The organism is Paenibacillus sp. sgz302191 (genome assembly GCF_057749925.1).
The window spans coordinates 97699-117912 of record NZ_JBYLHY010000008.1 but is presented as its reverse complement, the minus strand read 5'-3'; the positions used below and the strand labels follow the sequence as shown (position 1 = coordinate 117912).

The following is a 20214-nucleotide window of genomic DNA, read 5'->3' as shown; positions in this document are numbered from 1 at the left end:
AGGGACACTCCACTAAAGCTTCTAGTTAATGCCTTGCTTGCGGTTCAGATACATTCTTAACAACCAGGATATATGCGGAATCGAAATGACGAGCCGACCCCACACATCAAAAATGAGGCGATTCGTTTGAATCCGCCTGTTCTTCTTTTGTATATATGCCAATCTGCCTATGATTCGATCGTCACTTACAGGCTCGTCAAAGCCCAGATTCGTATCGCCCTTGCATAAATAATGCGCTTTATTATGGTTCCATACGGTCCGGTAAAACCGATGAGCAACAAGCTGTCCGCCGGCAGTAACGAATAAAACTACGTCCCCCTTCTGTAAATCCGCCGGCCCGCATGAAACGAAGCGGCACACGTCATCTTCCCGAATAAGCGGGAACATGCTTGTACCGTAAGAAGGCAGATCAATCCATCCTTTGCGTTTCACGACGCCGTGAATCAGGTGCAGGGTTTCCGCGTCAGCTTGCCACATGCCGAATCAAGCCGCATTCAAGCAGACTGGACAAAAATTGTTCCACGTCCATACCGGCTGCATCCGGAACACCGTTATACTTATCCTGAACGGCTAGCGTAAGCGATCGCACCGTCTGCTCCTCACGAAGCAGCGACCAGCAAAAACCGCCGATTTCATTCAGCTTCGTTACCGTGTAATCATGCGTATTCAGAATGATCCATTCCCCATCCATCTGAACCGTTTCATACTGATCTTTTTGAATGTAAGACGTCATCAGGTTATCAACTCCCAAAACCGGTTGTTTTTTTGAAAACGGAGCTCATAAATCGGAGCGGTATCCGCCAGCATCCGCAACAGCCCGAATACTTTATTAGTCTCTGCGGCGCTGTACTTCCAATAGAACACTTTATCGATTAACTGAAGGAACCCGTTCGACTTGCCGAGCTTCAGCCTTTCATGATGAAGGGCCTGATGCAGAACGTGAATACCGGCCAGAGTGCAGCTGTCTTCAGTATTCATGGCCTCAAGTTCGCTGCGGAACGGAGAGTTGAATACGGTCAATCGATCAGCCGTAATTTTCACAATCGCCGCTTCGTCCGCGAGCAGCTTTCTGGGCAGAGACAGCTTGGCCGCCGTCGATTTGCCCGCTCCCGATTGCCCGGTAAACAGATGCGCCCTGCCCTGATCGATCACGCAGGAGGCGTGGAGAAGAAGCCCCCATTGATGATGAACGATATATGCGCTATAAAAGTTCACAAGGGCATGCTTTAAAGCAAATTCATTGTGAACCGATATACGGGCGTCGCTAAAATCCGGACTGGCTTCAATCAAGTAATCCGCTCTTCGGAAAATAACACGGTTCGAACGCTGTTCAATGCTTACCTCGTAATCGAGAAAAGGAACCCCGAAACCTTCTTCCAGACGAATCGCGACCTCCGGCTTTACATCGCTTTGCTCCGCGCGGATCGCGTAATTTTTGAGAAAAAACGGCTCAAGATTTTCCGAAACATTTTCAAATCGTACTCGATGCTCTCCAATGATTGCATGTATGACGTTCATTGCTCTATCTCCATAACCTTGATTAGCCTGACCGGCGATTCAAAATAAGGTCAATGGCATTTCACCATTGACCTTACAATCGGGACAGAACTTGCTTAGCTTAGTACTTCGTTTTTTTGGACGGCCTTGGATCGTTGGGATAAATCTTTCCTCCATTGCCGGTTCCGTAGTGATTTTTATTTCCAACACCCTTATTCCAGGATTGAGCCGTTTCGAATCGGATAGGTTGATGACTTAATACTTTTGGACTCGAGTACGTTGGTTTCTCCATCCGTGAACCTCCTAACATGGCTTGATAACGATACCGCACATGCCTCTTATCGTTCATTATAAAGAACAATCGCTAAAGTGTAAAGATGCATTACTGTTTTACCGTTTTCAACAATCGCTTGGCTTCACCGAAAGGCGTATCGATAACTTCGTAGAACTTCACGGTATAATCATGATCGAATTGTTTTGCTTTAAAAGCGACGAAACGGTCCCCTTTTGTCAAACGGTCGGCACCCGTGAAGGAGAAGTTTTTGGAAACCATCACTTTCCCTTCCTTATCCGTCACTTCCACTTGCAAGTTGGAAAAATTTTGGTCGACGACCGATTTGGATGGAGGGATATCCAGATCCAAAATCAACTGATTCGAATACGACCAGTCGCTCGATACGAAATTGGCTTCGATCTTCCAGTTATTAAGCTTCACATCGAATGGATACAGGGAAATTTGCTCATCCTCGGGACTGGATTGAACCTTCGTTCTTAAGGATGCGAGCGGAATGCGATAAGGCGCGGCAGCGCCGCCATCCAAAATATTCATGACAAGCTTATCGCCTTGCTCCGTGCTTGGCACAACAAAATAGTAGTATACTACATAATTAATGTTCGGAATGAGCGACTGTATCGTTAAATTTTGGCGGGTGCCCGCGTAGTTGTATCCACTGCCGCTTACAAGCTCCGTCAAAAATTCGGGAACAGGCACAGGGCTGTCCGTTCGGTTCTGAAGCTTGAACTTGGCAACTACGGTTTTGAATCCCTCGCTGCTGCTTTCATGCATCTGAAGCTCATCCAGCGAGACGGAGACATTGGACGGAACCAGCTTGCTCAAAGGGTCGAAACGGATCGGCAGCGTTCTTTCATAAGACACAGCCTGACTCCACGCATTTCCGGTACCCGGAAGCTGTATGCTCAACCGCCCGATCGTATAGTCCACAGCCGTCTTCTCGTCGACTGCGAAGCTTTCCGGCGTAAGAACGTACAGGCTCTGCAGTTCCTCATATTTGTCCGCGGGAATCGCATAGTGAATATACTGCTTGTCGCCGGGTTCGAGAATAATGGCGTCTTGTTCCACTCTTTTCCCGGTGTAAACCTTTTTGCTCGATTTACCGTTGATTCTAAAGTCAGGGATTTCCCGCTTGAGATCCCCTGTATTTTCCGCGAGCAGCGTTAGCACCATTGCATTTCCTTTGTCTGTTCGCTGCTTGCTGAGGCTGACCGGTTTATATTCCAGCGCGGCCGATAAGGTGGGAATCTTGAACGCTTCCCCCCATGTCTTCACCATTTCCGGACTCGTAACGCTTGATTGATCTCCGTGCCATTCCATTCCTGCGATCGGAATCGTAAGGTCGGTTTTTACTTTTCTCGGATACACGAACGAGTTCTCGTCAACCCATGAAAGTTCGGTTAAAGCAAACGTATCGTCCCTGTCCACCACGACCATATAGGTCAACTCTACTTTTTCTTTAGGCAAAATTTCTTTCGCATTGGCCGCGCTGGGCCGCAACGTATATTCGACGCCATCATCGGATTTGACCCTTACCACATCTTCCGGAAGCCCTGTCGCCCGATTCCCTTGATTGATAAGGTAAAATACGACGCCGATCCTCGTCCCATTTGCGGTTTTTTCGTTCAGCACGCTCTTCACTTCAACCTTTATCTTATCGGCTACATAATATTCGGCCGAATTTGCCGAATTCGCTGCCTCAGCCGGATACGCCCCCGATAAAAGCAGCATCGAGGTCGAAATTACGGCGGCAGCCAACTTTTTCTTCATGTATAGTTTCACATTGTGTCACTCCATTTTCCTTTTTGCCTTACTCTACGGCCGCTCTACTTTCTCCTTGTCAACCAACGACTGTTGACCGGATGTAACGACTTCCTCGCCTTCTTTTACGCCCGACAGCACTTCCTGGTAGGGTTCGCTTATACGGCCGAGCTGTACCTTCCGTTTTTCGACGGTATCGCCATTGAGCACAAAAACGTAACTGTCGTCACCGTCTTTTACAACACTGTATGTCGGCACAGTCGTTGCAACCAGTTCATCGGCGCTGGTTAATTGAACTTGCACCTTCATTCCCGGTTTCAAATTCATATCCGGATTGGGAACTTGCAGGATAAGCTCGTAACCCTTGGTCTGCGGATCGATGATATCGGCGAAATAGCTGATTTGACCTTTTACATAGGTCTTCGTCTCGGCGCGATAATAGTTTAGCTCCTTTTTTCCGCGGACAAGCTTAGCCTCTTCTTCAGGCAGATGCGCTTTTATCATGATCGGATCGAGCTTCTGGATTTGACCCAGTTGGACTCCCTGCTGTACGGCAAATCCCGGCTGTATCGGCTGCTCTCCGGTCAATAGGCCGCTGATCGGCGCTTTGATTTGAAGTGCCGCCGACGCTTGATCGGCTTGCGCCTGAGTAAGCTCAGCATCGCGAAGCTCCTTGTCCATCTCCGAGAGAGGGTCCTCCGCACTCAGCGTGCTTCGTTTATGTTTGAGCTCCTCTAAATCCAGCGTAACGCTCTTCCAATCTTTTTCCGCTTGCTCCAGTTGGGCTCTTGTCGTCATTCGATCGTCGTAGTCATTTCTCGCTTTATTGTATTTTTTTGTCGCTTCGTCAACCTTCTCTTCCATTTTGCGAATCGAAAAATCCATCTCGCTCTGACTGTTTGCCAAGTCTTTGGCCGCTTTCGCTTTCGCTTTAGCCATAGCATTCCGGACATTTTGCACGGCAAGCGCAGCCTTTTGGCTTTGCAGTTCGATTTCCTGCGAATGGAGGGTCAGGATGACCTCGCCTTCCTGCACGAATTCTCCGCGGTTCTTCATCACTTCCTGAATGGTCCCGGAAGCCTCGGCCAGAAGATTGAATTGAACGGAAGCCTGAACTTCGGCCGTACGTTCCAGCGGGTCGGCAATTTTTTGCTTGGACGACTTTTCCACTTTTACTTGTTTAAGCCCGGGCGTGGCTTCGCCGCCGTATGATTCGGGGTTAGCGTTCGAATTCAGGCATCCTGCAAGGAACAAGAAGCTCAGAACCACAATACCGGCAGTTCTTATCCCTCGCAGAGCGGACCCCCGCTTCCCTCTATGTTGATCCATAATCGTTAGTCCTCTCTCTCGCTTTATCTCCAAACGGCTATGCTTCCTTGCCGCTCGTTCTGTTCATTACAATACCGAGCAAATTGGCATTCACCTGGTTAAGCTCTTCCTTTACTTTCAAACCGATTTCCCGCTTAAGCTTGCCCTGATCGACGACAAGGAGCACGCCGTCACATTTGGCCGCCATAATCTTCGCATCGGTGAGCCTGAGCACATGCGGGGCGTCAACAAGCACGATGTCAAAGCGATCCTTCATCTCGGCCAACAGCACATTCATTCTTTCCGATGACAACAATTCCGAGGGATTCTGCGATGCGCTGCCTGACGGCAGGGCGAACAGGTTGTCGATGTCCGACGTGCGGATCGTCTCGGCCGCCGCACTTTCCCCAGCGAGGACATTTGCCAATCCTGCGCCCTGATCACTTTGAAGCGCAAGCGCCTCGCGGATTGCCGGATTTCTCAAGTTCGCATCGACCAGCAGCACTTGCTTGCCTGCCTTGGCGAATGCGACTGCCAAGTTGAGCGCCGTCGTAGTTTTGCCCTCCCCCCGGTTAGCCGAAGTTATCACAATCGTCTTAACCTCGCGTTCATTCGAGAGCGCTTCGATATTCAGACGTAAGTTCCGGTACGTTTCGGAAATAAACGAGTCGGGATTCGACAGCATCATGATATTGGGCCTGGCGGCTGTTTGCGGCATACTAGGCATCCCCCGTTTTTTGTATAGACATGCTTCTTCCCGGCTTCGACAGCTTCGAATTCTTTTCCTTGATTTTGGGGATCATCGCAAGCGTCGGAGCTTCAAAGATAGCCCGCACATCCTTGGCCGTCCTCACGGAATCATCCAAAGTATCCAGAAAAAGAATGAGCCCGATGGCGGCAACGAACGATGCGGCAGCGGCCAATATGATGTTTCTGCTCGATTTTTGATTAACGGGTCTCGGATATTCGGCCTCTTTCGCTTTATTCAAAATCGCGATATTATCAATCTTCATAATCTTGGGCACTTCCGTCTGGAACACTTCAGTAACATAGTTGGCAATTCTTACGGCCCGCTCATGCGAGGAATCGGTAGCTACAATAGCCATTAATTGCGTGTCGTTTACGGCGGTCACGTTGATTTTCGAAATGATTTGTTCGGGGGTCATGTTCAAATCCGGGTGCCGCTGCACAACCTTCTCCATAATCGACGGAGTTTTAATAATTTCTTTATAGGTATTGATCAGCATGATGTTCACCCCAATAGCCCCGAAGTCGATCTGCTCTTTACCGATTTGATCGTCCCGGATCGTATTGTTGATAATAAGCTTGGTGGATGCTTGATACATCGGCTGATAATTGTAATTGCTGTAAAGCGCCATCCCGGTGGTGCATATAAATACGAATAAAACAATAATCCATAAACGTTTCTTAATCATGTTGTAGTAAACCTTCAAATCTATTTCCATTCGTATCCTCCAATTTCATATTTTTCAAAATAAACTTTTAAAAACAAAGGGGCCCTTACCAGATCGCACGGAACTGGAATGACCCAAAACATTTCCGCCGGCAAAGTGATGCCGGGAAGTTCATTTTGAAAAACAGGCTCGCATAAAAATAGGTCTAAATACCCATATATTTAGATGAACTATTTCCACTGTTCGTTTATTTCCGCGAATTTCAAGTTAACCGGCTTATATTTAAATGGCAGGTAGTTCCATTATGACATGAGACTATTGAACCAGTCCAGATAATATTTCTTTTTTGTGCCATAAAAAACCATCGTTTATCGTAAAAAAGCGCCGAAAATCAAGCAGAGACGACATCCGCACTAAATTTTACTCATATGAATACCATAATTAACAATTCGGCATGTGTCGGTGCGCGGATGTGTGGTCGACCGACCGCCGTCATGCAGCGCAGCACCGCTCAAATAAATATGTATAGATTCCATGGCGAAATTTTGATATCATCGCTTTGATTGTAATTTTGTATATTTTGGGAGGTTTTGTCGAATGAATCATACGATAGCAAGAAAAAGCCAGTTGGACACGAGGGAATTGCTGCTGCTGGACTCGGAGTTGAAAAACCGCGGGAAAAACATGGTCGTCGCCTACGTACTCTGGTATTTTTTGGGCATGTTTGGAGGGCACCGTTTTTATATGGGGAAGACAGGCTCGGCGATAGCGCAGTTGATTCTTACACTTACGGTTATCGGCACGATCATTACTACAATCTGGTGGATTGTCGACGCATTCCTGCTCCACACTTGGGTTAAAGAGCACAACCAGGTCATTGAAGATCAACTGCTCGATCAATTCCTATCTCAAAAACATGTGTTTTAATTCCTATGAACATTAGCAAACATGAACTGACCACCAATGAGCTGCTCATTTTGAATTCCGCACTGCGGGACGCGGAAAAATCGCTGGCGATCGGATATTTGATGCTAATAGGCGGCCATCTCGGCGTCCACCGCTTCTATTTAAAACGCATCGGAACTGCAATTGTTCAACTTGTTTTGTTTGTCATTTCCGTGGTGAGCTATTTTCTTTTCTCTCTATTTCTCGGCTTTGAGCACACGCCGCTGTTCGTCGTCTTTTTGATTGTTTTGTGTATCGCTGGAGGTACTTTATTTGTATGGGTGATTGTCGATCTGTTCCTTTTGCCGGGAATGGTTAGGGAGTGGAACGCTCGTGCGGAGCAAGAGATCGTCCATGAAATTTATAAACACCGCCAACGTCAACAGCATTTATGAGATAAACCTCTATCCAGGTCTTTTCGAAGATGTGAGGGCCTCTCGGCACTCAGAATATCGAGAAATTCGGCCCACGGGGAGATAGCGCAGTTGCTTGCCGCCGCGAATGTCCCCCTGCGTTAGAGAAGATAACCATAAACCGTCCGCCTGCACAAAGAAAACCTGCAAAAATACATGAATTTGCGTCCTTCATCGCTGACCGCGAACAATTCCTGCAAAAGTGCAGGTTTTTCGCCAAACACATAGACTCATGCCCACTTTCAGCGAAAATTCCTGCACTTTTGCAGGTTTTTCACGAAAATAGGCCGCTTTCTCGAAAAAAACTGCACTTTTGCAGGTTTTTTCATTATCACGCTGCCTTCTGCCCATTTTGTTCTGTTCCGCAACCTCACAAGGAGAGGTGCGCGCCCAGAAAAAGCGACTGGGACTCACTGTTTCCCACAGCACTAACCGCGTATCGAGACTTTTTCAACAGTCTGAACGCTTCTCAGCGCTGTAAATGTTCAAAAAGCTCAGGACACCGCACGGTATCTTGAGCTTTTTGCTTTGCATCTATCCCTTTGGGGTTACGTATAGCGGCGGAATTTGCGAAAGGATGCGCCGCACGTCCGCCTCGTCAAACACCCCGTCCCCATTTATGTCAAACTGGGACGCAATTTGCCGCACGACGTCGGACATGTTCGCGCTGCGCTCGGGATGCCTGTAGACCGTCAGCGTATAAACGGAAGAGGTCTGACGGTCTCCGGACGTGACCTTTATATGAACGACGTTCATTCCTTCCCGAAGCGGAATGGGCGAGCTCGCCTGATTGGCGGATGCAGGCTGACCGTTGATTTCGAGCGCAGCGGCGCTGCTTTCTATGACCGGAATGAGCGTGATGCCGGCTGTGTCGTGACTGACGACCGCCGTGTAGTTCATAACGCTCCCGTCAAACGGCCGGCTAAGCTCCGCTCCGAGCACGCCGAGTCCGCTCATACGGGCCTCGCTCCAGGACACAACCGGAACCGTCAGCGCACTGGAGACGCTGCCTTCAAAAACAGAAGATCCCGTATAGGAGGCCTTGATCGTATGATTCCCCACGGACAACGAGGTTAGCGTAAACACCGCGCTTCCTTCCGCGTCCAGATGCTCCGTCCGCACGATCTGATCGTTGTCGCTGATCTCCACAACGCCATCAGGCACATACGCGCTGCCGGCCGCCCCTTTTACATATACGGCAAGCGTCACCGAATCCATCGCAGGAGGCGCGCCCGACGTTTCGATAGTTGTCGTTGTCGGCTGCTTCGAGACGTTCTGATTCAGCACGAGCGAAACGCTTTCCAGGTAGTTGGCATCCCCCGAATAAACCGCATGAATCGCATGCGCCCCCGGCTGCAGGGAAGAGGTCGTGTAAGTAGCCGCCGCAACCGTATTGGCCTGATTCGCGGATATTGCCCCTGCGCCTATCGGCTTATCGTCATCGTAAAAAATAACTCCGCCCGACGGCACCGCCCCCGCCGTCGGAGCGAATTGGGCGGTAAACGTAACCGGCTGTCCGAATACCGTCGATGCCGAACTGCTGGCTACGGTCAAGCTGCTGCCGATTTTGTTCACGTTGATATCAAGCCCGCCGGACATACCGTCCGCATGGACATTATCATTAGGCACATATACGGCCTTAAATGTATGCCGGCCGGGAGTCAGATTGGACACGATAATATCCGCGTTGCTGTTGGCCGCCTTAAGTTCGCCCCATTCGATCGTGACGCTCGCGCTGCTCTGTCCTATAAAAGTTGCCGTTTGCGCGTTAGGGTTCACGGCGATTTGGTACAAATACCGCGCTCCGGCCTTCTCCAACTGGTTGACGAATTGACCTTTGCCGTCATATTGGACAATTCCAAACGAAGTTCTGTTGTCATTGTAGCTCAGCGCCCAGAAGGTGTAGTCTCCCCATTCCAGGACCGGGCATGAGGAAGCACTATCGAGGGCATCCGGTTTAGCCAGACAAACGGCGCGAAGCCCGAGCTCGGGCGGAGTTTGCGGAGGATATCCCGTTCTGGAAGATACGGACGGACTCCCCGGGGTTAAAACCGCTTCATTAACAACCCGTTCGTTATCCAGCAAAAGAACGCTTCCCCCCGGAGCAATCGTCGATCCCGTAGAATCGGTGACGGTCACATGAAAAGAAACGGTGTCGCCGTAATTCGCAGTCGCCTTATCGGCCCGCAACGAAACGGCAACAGGCTGCGTGCCGTTCGCATAACCAAGCCCCGGAAACCCCGCAATGCCAAGAAACACGATCAAAAAGACCGGCAAACCCAACCGGCTTCCTCTTAACAAGGAAAGCAATAATCTGCTGCGCATATGAAATCCCTTCCTGTAGCCTTAATAGTCCGCTTTCCTTAATTATACTACAAATTCGTATAATTCCCCGGCAAAAAATACAGGTAACCGAAAACATTCATGTTCAAGTGCCCCGGTTCAACCGGTATTCAAAATTGCTTTTGCACAGCTGAAGCAGATCGTATTTCACGCCCCGTTTGGGCACCGTGATGGCAGGGGCCTTCGCCCCTCTCCGGCGCAGAAAAGCGCGCACTTTCCGGATATCGCCGATCGTGTTGACGATGATTTCGTCGGGCCGCTCCCCCGCATACCGCGCAGCGAGAAAGCGGTCGCAGACCATTCCCCCGCCGGCCGCATCAAGCTCAAACATTTGAAAGTGCCGCAGCATGCCCTCTTGAACTTTGGCTACCATGGCTCTGTTTTCCCCGAAGTAGACGACATCCTGGTCGACGGCGGCATCCCTGTCTACGATTTGCTTGTCGGGCACTTGCTCCAGATTGCGGATATGGCCGAGCATGTTCTGTGCTTTTTCAAATTCGAGCCGCTCCGCATACGCATGCATTTTGGCCGACATCGCTTCTATTAAAGCTTGTCCTTCATTAGCCAGCATGGCCGCCGCCTGGCGGGCCCGGTCCCTGTAATCCTCTTCGCCGATCCGGCCTTCGCAAACGCCGCTGCATTTGCCGATATGATAGAGCAGGCATACTTGCTTCGGCATAGTCAGACATGAGCGCAGCCCGTAATGATCCGTCACGAACTCAAGCAGCGCCTCCAGAAACCGCCTGCTGCGGAACGGCCCGAGCCGATGCCCCGGCGCCAGCTCCTGCTCTCCGTTCTGATAAGCCGGCGCTTCCGGAGCGGCGCCGCGTTGATTCCGGTAAAACACTTCGAGCCTCGGCACCCGCTCCCCTGTCAGCTGCAGATAAGCGTAGCCGCTCTTGTCTTTTTTCAGGGCCCGATTGTACGGCGGCTTGTGAAGCTTGATCAGATTGTTTTCGAGCAGCAGGCTTTCCGTCTCGTTATTCACCAGCACGACATCGATTTGAGCGATTTCGCGTACCAATTGAACGATTTTTTTGCGCGTGTGCGTTTGTTGAAAATAGGAGCGCAGGCGGCTGCGCAAGTTTTTCGCTTTGCCGATGTAAATAATGTGCCCCGCGCCGTTCAGCATCAAATAGCAGCCCGGGCTTTCGGGATATTCGCAAGCTTTGAATTCAAAAGACACGCAGGCTCCCCCTCCCGCACAGATCTTCAGCTTATTTGCGCTGCGGGCGATACCAGTCCATAACGGCGCAGCACTGCGATTCGCGCATTCCCCGCAGATGAAAGTGAACGCCCAGCGAACGCGAAGCTACGCTAATGCCGAGCGTCGCCAAGCCTCTGCGGCGCTGCAGCGGATTGCTCACGCTCCGGCACGACTGGATTCTGCCGCGCGGCACGATGACGGTGATAAGCGCAAGCCGGCGAAACCGCAAAATCAGCAGGTCGTTCGCAAGCAGCCAGCCCGCATCTTTCAACTGTTGGCGGCCAAGCACGGCCGCGGCCAGGCAGAGCGGTGCGCCCAGCCAGCCCCATGGCGTAAACGTGACCGCCACCGCCGTCGCTATCCCGAGGAACAGCGTCCATGGCACAACGTAGCCTATCCACGCTCTGCTCGGCAAGGTTTCGACCGGCGCAGGCCGCACGTGGAACCCGGGGGCCATCTGCTCCAGGAAGCCGCCGATTTCACTGCGCCGCAGCAGCGGAAACAGCAGGCTGGTTTCCCCTTTGTCGCTGCCGTATCCGGCGCTTTCGACATGTACGGCGGCAAAACCGAACGGCTGCCACAGCAGATCCTCCACGATGCGGATAGCTTGTATGCGGGCAAGCGGCAGCGTAACCTGCCTGCGCTCCAGCAGCCCCCGCGAGATCACCAATTCGTCCCCGGAACGAACGACGGTGAAATTCGCGAATTTAACAGCCGTGATGCCGACGCCCAGCAGCCAGGCAAGCGCAACCACGATCACAATGATGACGGGCACGGCGGCCGATTCGAAGATTTTGCCCGTATTCCGGTATACATGCAGGTTCGGAAAAATTTCATCCAATTTGGACATCAGTGCAAAAATGAACGAAATCGACAAGCCCATGCTGCCCGAACTCATGCCCGCCACCAGCAAGCGGCCGAAAGAGATAGAGAAAGCGGGCCTCCGCTGCTGCGGCGTTCCTTCTTCCATGGGTTCCATCGCCCGATTCGCCGCCTGCTCTTCGGCGCCAAGCGCTTCCCCGGCTTCCGCATACGGCTCGCCCTGGTTGTGGCCGCGCAGCTGTTTTTGCAGCAGCAGCGCCTCGTCCCTCGTTACCGCTGTAAAAACCGCCTCCGGTTTGCCGCCTCCCGCCGTCTGCACCTGCATACGGGCAAGCCCGAGCAGCCGGTGCAGCGGCCCTTCGGTCAAATCGATCGTTTGAATGCGCTCCAGCGGAATGAACTGCCTTTTCACTACGAAGATGCCGTGCTCCACTTTCAGCATGCCTTCGGCAACTTCGTAGCGGTAACGCAGCCACGACAAGATGCCACAGCCGATCGCGCCGGCGATAATCGTCGCGCTTGCCGCCATTCTCCACCCCCCTGCTCCCGAATGGCCGCCGCCGTTGAAAACAGCCGTCGCCAAAAAGATCAACAACGGGAGCAGCATATCCTTGATCAGCTTGAGCGAAGAGAGCACGGCGGCAAGCGGGTGCAGCCTCTTGCCGTTCTGAATGGGCTTAGACATCATCATTCGCCACCCTCGCCAGCACGGCAATCCGGCTGCGCACCCGATCGGCGGTTTCTTCGGCCAGAGCCGGGATGTGATGCTTGCCTGCCGCCGTCGAGAACGATACGCTCGACAGCCCGTATCGGCGCAGCAGCGGTCCCTGGTGCGTATCGACATGCTGGATGCGGACCATCGGAACAACCGTTCTTTTCACGAATACAATGCCCTGCAGCAGTTCGATTTCTTCGTCGCGGATTTCGTAGCGCCACCGTCTCCACCTGATCGCCGGAACGACCAGCACACTAACGGCTGCTTCCAATACAGCCAGAACCCATGCGAGTACCGGAATCCATAGAGGCCAGCCGAATCGATGAGCGGCGAACGCGATCCCCACCGCAACGGCTATGAAAAACAGGCTGGAAAGCGCTTCGCTCCACCGCCAAACGGCGATCGCGCGCTTGTCTATCCTGTGACTTGGTTGCGAGTGCAATATTAACAGCCCTCCTTAAGCTAACCATGAACTAGAGTTTCGAAATGTTCCCTTCCCCTAGCATAACTCATCTTCATGCAGCCCGCTATCTAATACTAAATAACGCATAAAAGGACACCCCCCTTCGGTGTCCTCGCCGGCCGCGGTTCATAGGATGTAACCCCCCACAGCCTCCAAACCCGGCAGCTCCCTGTACAGGTAAACACTCGTGCCTATCTTCGCAAACACCGGCACTTCCAGTCGATCCGGTCTTACCGTCGGCTCCAGTCTCGCCGGCAGCTCCCGCAAATGCTCGAAATCCGGGTGCGCCACCAGCTCCGACAGGAATGCCGGTATGGTGCTTCCCGATCTCCTTTTCGTGTTCAAAGCCGCTATCATTTGCTCCCCGTTTTTAATGCCTATGCCATGCCCGTAATACAGATTTCTATCGAGCAAAATGACGTTCTCCCCCTGCCACTGCGGCTTTTTGGGATCGTGATCGGGGTTTTTAAAATATTGAATATCCCCGGGCAAAGCTTCGCTGACGTGATTTTTGCCAATTAACCGCATATCGTTGTCCAGATTCCAGTCATACAAAAGTAAATCCCGGAAATGCCGGTTAAACGCATCCTTGCCGATCATATCAAGCGTAGCCTTGTACAGAACTACTGTCATTGCCGTAGCGCATTCAAATGCATAACGGCTGCCGTTTTGAAAAATGTCCAATATCCCTTCGGACGGCGAAACGCCTTCTCTCAGCCGCAATCCTCCGTTTGGCATCCGCAACCACAATTTGTCGTTACCGTGGGAATCCTTGAATGTAGCGAACGATATGCGGCTGGCGTTTAAGGCTTTGGCTGCATCCACAATCCTGCTTCTCATCTTCAACTCGAACTCCAAAGCTTCGGGAGTCTGGAACCGGTACTCTACCGGGCTGTGTTTCATGTGCTGCAGCATTTCTCTTTCCATCCCCGAAAGCATGAGTCTGTCTACTTGCGCCGGATCACCGTTTGAAATGAAGATCACGATCATTTCCTCCATTTTTCAGAGTATAGGTTATTGTACGTGTATGCGCTCAAATGGTGCGGTCCAAAAAAATCGGTTGAATATAAACGGGCATAACGGGCAAAAAGCAGCCGCCACAGGAGGAAAGGAATCCTGCGACACCCGCTTTTTTCAAATCAAATCTTTGCTCCGGGGAAACGATCAATGCGCTCCGCCTTTAAGGTTAAGTATGACTACGCCGGCGATGATAAGCGCGATACCCAGAACCGTTGTTGCGCTCACCGTTTCTTTCCAGATCATAACGCCTATAACCGCCGTGATGGCCGTCCCTACCCCCGACCAAATCGCATAGGCAACGCCCAAAGGAATTTGCTGCAAGGAAAGCGACAGCGAGTAAAAAGCTACGCCGAAACAAATCACCGTGCCGATGCTCGGGAACAATTTCGAAAAGCCCTCCGAAGCTTTAAGCAAAGATGTGCCGAAAAGCTCGCTCACGATCGCAATGGTCAAAAACAAATAGGCTTTCAAGATCATCCCTCCCTTTCAACCATATTCGATATAGTTTGTTCAAAATGATCACCCCGTAATGGCGTGCGAAAAAGCGTTAAAAAAAGAATGCCTCTTAGCGAGACACTCTTTTTGGCAATTCCTGCTCCCGTATTTAGCGGCAAATTGATTCCTCGCCGGACCGGCCGGCGAAAGCATTTATTTCAAACTCTTCAATTGTGCGACGATGGTCGAATGCTGATTGTTCTCTTGCTCCAGCTCGGTTGTGTAGCTGGTTCGCAGCGTCGTCAATTGATTTTTCAAAACTTCGATACGCTGCTGGGCCGTTCCCTTGGCATTGATTTGCCCGACCAGCGTCTGAACGTCGGTGAGCTGCTTGTTCAGCTCGGCCTTGGCCGCTGTCGCCGCCTGGGAAGTGTCCCCGGCCAAGGAGTTTATTCGACTGGTGAGATTCGTTTGCTGGGTAGTCGCTTCCTGCAGCGCTTTGTTATAGTCCGCTTGGCTGGCGTAAACGCCCGGATTGTCCTTACGGATTTGGGCGATTTGATCGTCCAACTGCTTCTTGTTTTGATCGTAGCGGTCTTTGATCGCAGCCAGCGCCTTGTTGTGGCGGTCGTTTTCAACGCCTAATGCATTCGACTGCGGAGTGGTATTCGTATTCGGCAGCGTGCTGGTTCCATCCCCCATATCCACCTTGCGCACCAACACATCGTTGACATATTCGCTTACAGATAAAAGCTTGCCCTTCTTATCGTAATGATAAATGATTCCGTTCATCAGATTGTTTTTAAAATCCCCAACGACCTTCTCGCCTTTCGAAGTCGTGTACGTCCCTTTTCCTTCGCGGTTGCCGTTTACGAAATCCCCTTGGAAAACGTCGCCGTTTTTATAGGCGATTTTGCCGGTGCCGCTCGGTTTGTCGCCGTCGAAAGCCCCTGTATATTTATCGCCGTTGTCGTAATATAACGTTCCGCTGCTCCTCTCGTCGTCCACGAAAGTGCCGTCGAAAATCAGCTTGCCCCCGGAGGAGTACTGCTTCCCCGCCCCGTTGTTCACGCCGTTTTTCAAAATCCCGTCAAATTCGAGCTTACCGTCGGCGTAGTAGCTTTTATAACGCCCGTCGCTCGGATTCCCGCTCGCTAGCGTTCCGTCGAACACCAGCTTGCCGCTTGCGTTCACGATTTTCCCCTTGCCTTCCGGGACGCCGTTCTGCATTTGGCCTGTGTATTTGTTGCCGTTAGGGTACGCGTAGTCCCCTCTGTCCGGTTTCGTACCTCCTGTGGTGCTGCCGCCAGACTGCGTTCCTCCTGCACTGCCGCCTGTCTGCGTGCCCCCTCCGGTAGTCCCTCCCGAATTGGCGGGCTGCTGGCTGGCGGCCGGACTTTTCAAGTAGATCGATGAGGTGTTCCCATCCCACGTCACTTCTTTGCCGCTTGCCTCGCCGACGAGCCGGAGCGGCACCAGCGTATTGCCGTCCACCAGGCGCGGCGCAAGCTCAAGCTTGTTCGGGCGATTGTTGATATAAGCGTCATCGCTGTCAATCGTCAGTTCGATTTGCAAGTCGTCCTTCGTGCCCGTTACGGTTTGCGTAGCCTCGTCCCACTGAACGGAAAGCCCCAGCTTTTCGAAAATAGGCCGGAACTGGACCAAAGTCGTCCCGTTCTCAAGAATCGGCTGCACCGCAAATTGTACAGGTTTGCCATCTATGTAGACACGTATCTGCTTGTCAGCCGCAGCTGCAAAGTCCGGTACTGCAAGAGCCGTCCACAATAAACAGGCGGGCAGTAAGGTATACCATTTTTTCATGCGCGTTCCTCCTCAGGCTTCCTCTTCACCACTATTTTACAATATTCTACATAAACTGTCGAAACTTAAAACTTTACAAACCGACTTTCCGCCTAATAAAGAGGAAAAAGCCCCCCGTTAACGAGCCGCTGGAACTGGCATTGCGTGCTAAAAGCCTGCAAAAGTGCATCTTTTGGTCCGTCGATACGCTTGCAACGAAATATTCCTGCAAATCTGCAGGTTTTTCAGCGAATGCGCAGGGCTCAGGCCGTCTTGACCGGGAATTCCTGCACAATTGCAGGCTTTTCCCCTAAACGAGCCGTTTCCATCCGAAAAGCCTGCACATTCGCAGGCTTTGCAGGTTTCGCACGCTTTGCAAGCGCCAGGCCGCTTAACGAACTGCCGCGCGCAAGCACGTAAAAAGAGCGCCGAATCGGCGCCCTCGCGTGAAGCAATATAGGGACGCGGACGTTCCCTATTCATTTTTGTCGCCCAAAAGCCCCAGCAGCGCCTGCGGCAAAGCAAACTGCTGATTGTTAATGATAATTCGATTCAGCTGGTCTACGGATATTTCCGATTGCTCTTCCTTGATCATTTCGATCTCTTTATGGATGCGTTCCATTTGCCGGTCCAGGGCGGACGCGGCGGACGCGGCTTGTTTCAGTTCCTCAAGCAGCCGTTCCGGTACGGCTCGGTTGTCTTCGTTATATTTGTAATAAATTTTGTGCTCCAGGCTTGCCCAGAAATCCATCGCGATAGTACGAATCTGCACCTCGATGCACACGCTCTCCTGCCGATCCGACATGTACACCGGCACTTCGATCAAAAGATGCAGACTTTGGTAACCGTTTTGCTTCGGATACTTGATGTAGTCCTTTTCTTCAATTACTTTCAAATCGCTCTGATTTTTCAACATTTCGCTGATCAAATAAATATCCGAAATGAAAGAGCAGGTTATGCGCAATCCGGCGATATCTTTAATCTTGTCCTTCATGCTGGCAAACGAAATGTCGCAGGCTTTTCTGTACATCTTGTTCAAAATGCTTTCGGGCGATTTCAAGCGCGATTTGGTATGCTCGATAGGGTTATATTCGTGAAGCATCTCAAATTCCTGTACCAGAATATCAATTCTTGTTTCCATTTCGTCCAATGCGAATTTATACATCATCATGAATCGGGTTAACTCGTTTTTAAATTGTTTCAATTGATGGATGGAAAGTTGGTTCATCATCGATTCGTTCCTTCCTTTATTTATCCGCTCCTCGTTAGTTTAATGCACTTGTGCGGCATTGTGCAAACTTGACGTCCGTAAACAGCGTGCAGCTTTCTTGCTTGACACCCGCCAAGCCTTCTTGTATAGTATCACATATATCTTCAAAAATTGATCGCTTACGACGGAAGCACCCGTAAGAGAAGGCTGAATGCCTTTCTTACAGGTGCTTTTTTTGTTGCGGTCCGCTTCTCATTCTAACGATTCAAGGGAGGATTTACGTTGAACATCACTGGCAAATTTTTCGCAGTTCTACTCGCCGCTCTTTTGTTTGTTTCCGCCTTTCCGGCGGCCGCGGCAGCCGCTTCGCTCGATATCACCGCCTCCATCCGGACATCGCTCGACCAAACGATCACGAATGCGGACCGCACGCAGGCAGCCAAGATCAAATCCCTGTACGACGAACTGCTGACGCTGCAGAAACAGACCGGGGAATGGGATGAAAAAACCAGTGCGCTGCATACAGCGAACGGGGAAGCTTTGGCCGCGCTGCAGAAACAAATCAAGCAAATCGACGCCGCCAAACTTGAAAAACTGGAAGCCGACGCCGTTCAAACGCGAGAACGATACAAACCGTTATTAGACCAGTACAGCTCATTAAATAAACAGCTTGATGCAGCGCGTTTGATTAATAACAAGGACCTCGTCGGCATGGTTCGTTTTCAGATCAACGTTTTGAAAATCCCGGTTCAGGTGGCGCGCGCCAACATAAAAACAAAAGAAGAAGCATTGCGAACGGCCAAAGAGACCGCCTCCAAGACTGCGAAAAAAATTCGCGCCACCCTGTCGGATGCGGACCCTGTCAATGTGCAGCTCAAAGCCAAGAAAAAGGCGATCAATACGATCGAAACGAACGTAACTCCAGTATGGACAGCGTTCAAAAAAGCGGCAAAAAAAGGAGACGCCGGCAGTGTGCTTGGCACGCTCACATCCGTAGTCTCCCTTTCACGCCAAATCTGTGAAGAACAGCAAAAAGTTTATAAGCTTGAAACCAAGATCAGCGATATTCTTTCCGCCGCGAAGGCACGAATACCATAGAATAACGACGATCGCCGTTCAATATCCGGCTTCCCCGGACGGAATCGCTTATTGAGCCGTTATCGGCTTTTTCAGGAAAATTCCGTAGCTGATCGCCGAAACTACAAGCAAGACCGCGCCGACGAGAAATACGTATTCAAATGAACCTGTCGCCTGAACGATCGCGCCCGTAACAATCGGCGCAAGCGATGCGCCCACAAATCCGCCGAAGTTTTGGATGGAGCCAAGCGAAGCTACCATGTTTTTCGGCGCTACGTCCGTTGCCAGCGTCCAAATAACGCCTGTCGGCACGGAGGAAGCGAAGTAAGCTACCGCCAGCAAAGTTACGCAAGCGCCAATGCTCGAAACATAAGGGATCGGAATAACCGCAGCCGCTGCCACAATCGCACCGCAAACGAGAGGAATTTTGCGCGCCTTGATCGGTTGATAGCCTTTACGGATAAAGTAGTCGGAAATAATGCCGCCCAGCGGTACGCCAATAATGCCCACCATGAAAGGGATTGAAGCGATCCATCCGGTTTTCAAAATACTTAAGCCGCGATCGTGCACCAGGTAACCCGGCAGCCAGGTTAAAAACGTCCACATCGTATATACGAGACCGAAGTTGCCGATAATCATGAACCAGGTTGATTTGTATTTAAACAGATCGCCCCAGCTTATTTTTGCCGCAGCTTGTTGTTCGGCCGGTTGTTCATCCTCTTGAATGACTTCTCCATTCTTCGGATCTCTATACGTGAACAGCCATATAGCCATAACAACCAAACCGGCAGCGCCAATGATGATGAACATGATTTTCCAGGAAAAAGACAGCATTAACGCGGTCAGCAGCGGGGGCGCTATACCGTTGGCAATCTGCGAACCGGTGTTGATCACGGCGAGCGGCGTCCCGCGGTCTTTTTTGGAAAACCAGTTGTTAATCGCTTTTACAGCCGAAGGAAAGAAGGGCGATTCGGAAATGCCCAGCAATACGCGAAGCGTATAAAATATAGAGTAGCTGCTCGTGAAGGCGCTCAATACCGAGACGACGGACCACGAGCCGCTTGCCCAGGCAAACATTTTCCGCGGCCCCACCCGGTCGACGAGCCAGCCTGCCGGAAGATTGGCCAAGGCATACGGCCACAAAAATGCAGACAGCAATACGCCCATTTGCAGCGGAGACAAGTTGAACTCTTTGGAAATAAGCGGATTGGCAACGCTTAAATTGGAACGGTCCAAATAGTTGACGATTGCCCCAATCAAAATCAGAATGACAAAAAACCAACGTTTTTTGCTTACAGCCGGAGCTGGTTGTAATGCTGCTTTAGCCATGACGACTAAACACTCCCTTGTTAAAATAATATTTGTCTATTTGAACGCGCTTGCATGTATCGGCTAAAAGCGCCGACTGCCTGCGCCTATAAAAACCGGCGGCGCCGGGAAAACTTGATACCAACCGCCATAGCGGCATCAAGTCCCGGCGAGCCTCACCGG

19 protein-coding genes are annotated in these 20214 nt (G+C 51.2%); 3 read left to right on the top strand and 16 right to left on the bottom strand.

Annotated features, from left to right (window positions below; all coding sequences use genetic code 11):
* Positions 1-21: 21 nt before the first annotated feature.
* From AC3G2T_RS13940 to AC3G2T_RS13910, 7 genes are all read right to left on the bottom strand, one after another.
* The gene (locus tag AC3G2T_RS13940) at positions 22-477 is read right to left on the bottom strand and encodes a S24/S26 family peptidase (RefSeq protein WP_488435831.1); all 456 of its coding nucleotides are present in this window, start codon (positions 475-477) and stop codon (positions 22-24) included.
* Positions 464-733 (bottom strand): PqqD family protein, encoded by a 270-nt coding sequence (locus AC3G2T_RS13935; protein ID WP_488435830.1) that lies wholly within the window; start codon positions 731-733, stop codon positions 464-466. Before AC3G2T_RS13935 ends, AC3G2T_RS13940 begins: the two co-directional genes overlap by 14 nt.
* Positions 733-1518 (bottom strand): hypothetical protein, encoded by a 786-nt coding sequence (locus AC3G2T_RS13930; RefSeq protein ID WP_488435829.1) that lies wholly within the window; start codon positions 1516-1518, stop codon positions 733-735. Before AC3G2T_RS13930 ends, AC3G2T_RS13935 begins: the two co-directional genes overlap by 1 nt.
* A 361-nt stretch (positions 1519-1879) precedes the next feature.
* A complete protein-coding gene (locus AC3G2T_RS13925; protein WP_488435828.1) occupies positions 1880-3571 on the bottom strand; it encodes a hypothetical protein in 1692 nt (563 codons plus the stop codon).
* Between the two features lie 33 nt (positions 3572-3604).
* On the bottom strand, positions 3605-4879 hold the full coding sequence (locus tag AC3G2T_RS13920; protein WP_488435827.1) for an efflux RND transporter periplasmic adaptor subunit: 1275 nt from the start codon (positions 4877-4879) through the stop codon (positions 3605-3607).
* A gap of 37 nt (positions 4880-4916) precedes the next feature.
* Positions 4917-5576, bottom strand: a complete 660-nt coding sequence (locus tag AC3G2T_RS13915; RefSeq protein WP_488435826.1) for a CpsD/CapB family tyrosine-protein kinase — start codon at positions 5574-5576, stop codon at positions 4917-4919.
* Position 5577: 1 nt separating this feature from the next.
* Entirely contained in the window at positions 5578-6324 is a 747-nt protein-coding gene (locus tag AC3G2T_RS13910; RefSeq protein ID WP_488435825.1) for a YveK family protein, read from the bottom strand.
* Positions 6325-6870: 546 nt separating this feature from the next.
* Between AC3G2T_RS13910 and AC3G2T_RS13905 the strand changes: the two genes are divergently transcribed.
* On the top strand, positions 6871-7200 hold the full coding sequence (locus tag AC3G2T_RS13905; RefSeq protein WP_474682689.1) for a TM2 domain-containing protein: 330 nt from the start codon (positions 6871-6873) through the stop codon (positions 7198-7200).
* Positions 7201-7205: 5 nt separating this feature from the next.
* On the top strand, positions 7206-7613 hold the full coding sequence (locus AC3G2T_RS13900; RefSeq protein ID WP_474682690.1) for an NINE protein: 408 nt from the start codon (positions 7206-7208) through the stop codon (positions 7611-7613).
* Positions 7614-8165: 552 nt separating this feature from the next.
* Here the strand turns inward: AC3G2T_RS13900 and AC3G2T_RS13895 are convergent.
* From AC3G2T_RS13895 to AC3G2T_RS13860, 8 genes are all read right to left on the bottom strand, one after another.
* Positions 8166-9956: an Ig-like domain repeat protein gene (locus AC3G2T_RS13895; RefSeq protein ID WP_488435824.1), complete on the bottom strand. Its 1791-nt coding sequence runs from the start codon at positions 9954-9956 to the stop codon at positions 8166-8168.
* A gap of 103 nt (positions 9957-10059) precedes the next feature.
* A complete protein-coding gene (locus AC3G2T_RS13890; RefSeq protein WP_474682693.1) occupies positions 10060-11160 on the bottom strand; it encodes a GIY-YIG nuclease family protein in 1101 nt (366 codons plus the stop codon).
* Between the two features lie 31 nt (positions 11161-11191).
* Positions 11192-12694, bottom strand: coding sequence for a PH domain-containing protein (locus AC3G2T_RS13885; protein WP_488435823.1), 1503 nt, complete (start codon positions 12692-12694; stop codon positions 11192-11194).
* Positions 12681-13160 (bottom strand): PH domain-containing protein, encoded by a 480-nt coding sequence (locus tag AC3G2T_RS13880; RefSeq protein ID WP_474682695.1) that lies wholly within the window; start codon positions 13158-13160, stop codon positions 12681-12683. Before AC3G2T_RS13880 ends, AC3G2T_RS13885 begins: the two co-directional genes overlap by 14 nt.
* A gap of 147 nt (positions 13161-13307) precedes the next feature.
* Positions 13308-14165 carry a protein-glutamine gamma-glutamyltransferase gene (locus tag AC3G2T_RS13875; RefSeq protein WP_474682696.1) on the bottom strand — a complete coding sequence of 286 codons (858 nt, stop codon included), beginning with the start codon at positions 14163-14165 and terminating at the stop codon, positions 13308-13310.
* A 180-nt stretch (positions 14166-14345) separates the two neighbouring features.
* Positions 14346-14672: a DMT family transporter gene (locus AC3G2T_RS13870; protein ID WP_488435822.1), complete on the bottom strand. Its 327-nt coding sequence runs from the start codon at positions 14670-14672 to the stop codon at positions 14346-14348.
* 177 nt (positions 14673-14849) lie between these two features.
* Positions 14850-16457, bottom strand: coding sequence for a stalk domain-containing protein (locus tag AC3G2T_RS13865; RefSeq protein ID WP_488435821.1), 1608 nt, complete (start codon positions 16455-16457; stop codon positions 14850-14852).
* Positions 16458-16911: 454 nt separating this feature from the next.
* Positions 16912-17664, bottom strand: coding sequence for a GTP pyrophosphokinase (locus AC3G2T_RS13860; protein ID WP_474682811.1), 753 nt, complete (start codon positions 17662-17664; stop codon positions 16912-16914).
* A 264-nt stretch (positions 17665-17928) separates the two neighbouring features.
* Here AC3G2T_RS13860 and AC3G2T_RS13855 point away from each other — a divergent pair, with 264 nt between their 5' ends.
* Positions 17929-18744: a hypothetical protein gene (locus AC3G2T_RS13855; protein ID WP_488435820.1), complete on the top strand. Its 816-nt coding sequence runs from the start codon at positions 17929-17931 to the stop codon at positions 18742-18744.
* Between the two features lie 48 nt (positions 18745-18792).
* Here AC3G2T_RS13855 and AC3G2T_RS13850 read toward each other — a convergent pair whose 3' ends face one another.
* Complete coding sequence (locus tag AC3G2T_RS13850; RefSeq protein WP_474682700.1) at positions 18793-20052, bottom strand: MFS transporter; 1260 nt, start codon at positions 20050-20052, stop codon at positions 18793-18795.
* Positions 20053-20214: the final 162 nt, after the last annotated feature.

Excerpts from the sequence above, each read along its gene's own strand:
- AC3G2T_RS13940 (WP_488435831.1), bottom strand. The coding sequence starts at position 477 with ATGTGGCAAGCTGACGCGGAAACCCTGCACCTGATTCACGGCGTCGTG.
- AC3G2T_RS13935 (WP_488435830.1), bottom strand. The coding sequence starts at position 733 with ATGACGTCTTACATTCAAAAAGATCAGTATGAAACGGTTCAGATGGAT.
- AC3G2T_RS13930 (WP_488435829.1), bottom strand. The coding sequence starts at position 1,518 with ATGAACGTCATACATGCAATCATTGGAGAGCATCGAGTACGATTTGAA.
- AC3G2T_RS13920 (WP_488435827.1), bottom strand. The coding sequence starts at position 4,879 with ATGGATCAACATAGAGGGAAGCGGGGGTCCGCTCTGCGAGGGATAAGA.
- AC3G2T_RS13915 (WP_488435826.1), bottom strand. The coding sequence starts at position 5,576 with ATGCCGCAAACAGCCGCCAGGCCCAATATCATGATGCTGTCGAATCCC.
- AC3G2T_RS13910 (WP_488435825.1), bottom strand. The coding sequence starts at position 6,324 with ATGGAAATAGATTTGAAGGTTTACTACAACATGATTAAGAAACGTTTA.
- AC3G2T_RS13905 (WP_474682689.1), top strand. The coding sequence starts at position 6,871 with ATGAATCATACGATAGCAAGAAAAAGCCAGTTGGACACGAGGGAATTG.
- AC3G2T_RS13900 (WP_474682690.1), top strand. The coding sequence starts at position 7,206 with ATGAACATTAGCAAACATGAACTGACCACCAATGAGCTGCTCATTTTG.
- AC3G2T_RS13895 (WP_488435824.1), bottom strand. The coding sequence starts at position 9,956 with ATGCGCAGCAGATTATTGCTTTCCTTGTTAAGAGGAAGCCGGTTGGGT.
- AC3G2T_RS13885 (WP_488435823.1), bottom strand. The coding sequence starts at position 12,694 with ATGATGATGTCTAAGCCCATTCAGAACGGCAAGAGGCTGCACCCGCTT.
- AC3G2T_RS13865 (WP_488435821.1), bottom strand. The coding sequence starts at position 16,457 with ATGAAAAAATGGTATACCTTACTGCCCGCCTGTTTATTGTGGACGGCT.
- AC3G2T_RS13860 (WP_474682811.1), bottom strand. The coding sequence starts at position 17,664 with ATGAACCAACTTTCCATCCATCAATTGAAACAATTTAAAAACGAGTTA.
- AC3G2T_RS13850 (WP_474682700.1), bottom strand. The coding sequence starts at position 20,052 with ATGGCTAAAGCAGCATTACAACCAGCTCCGGCTGTAAGCAAAAAACGT.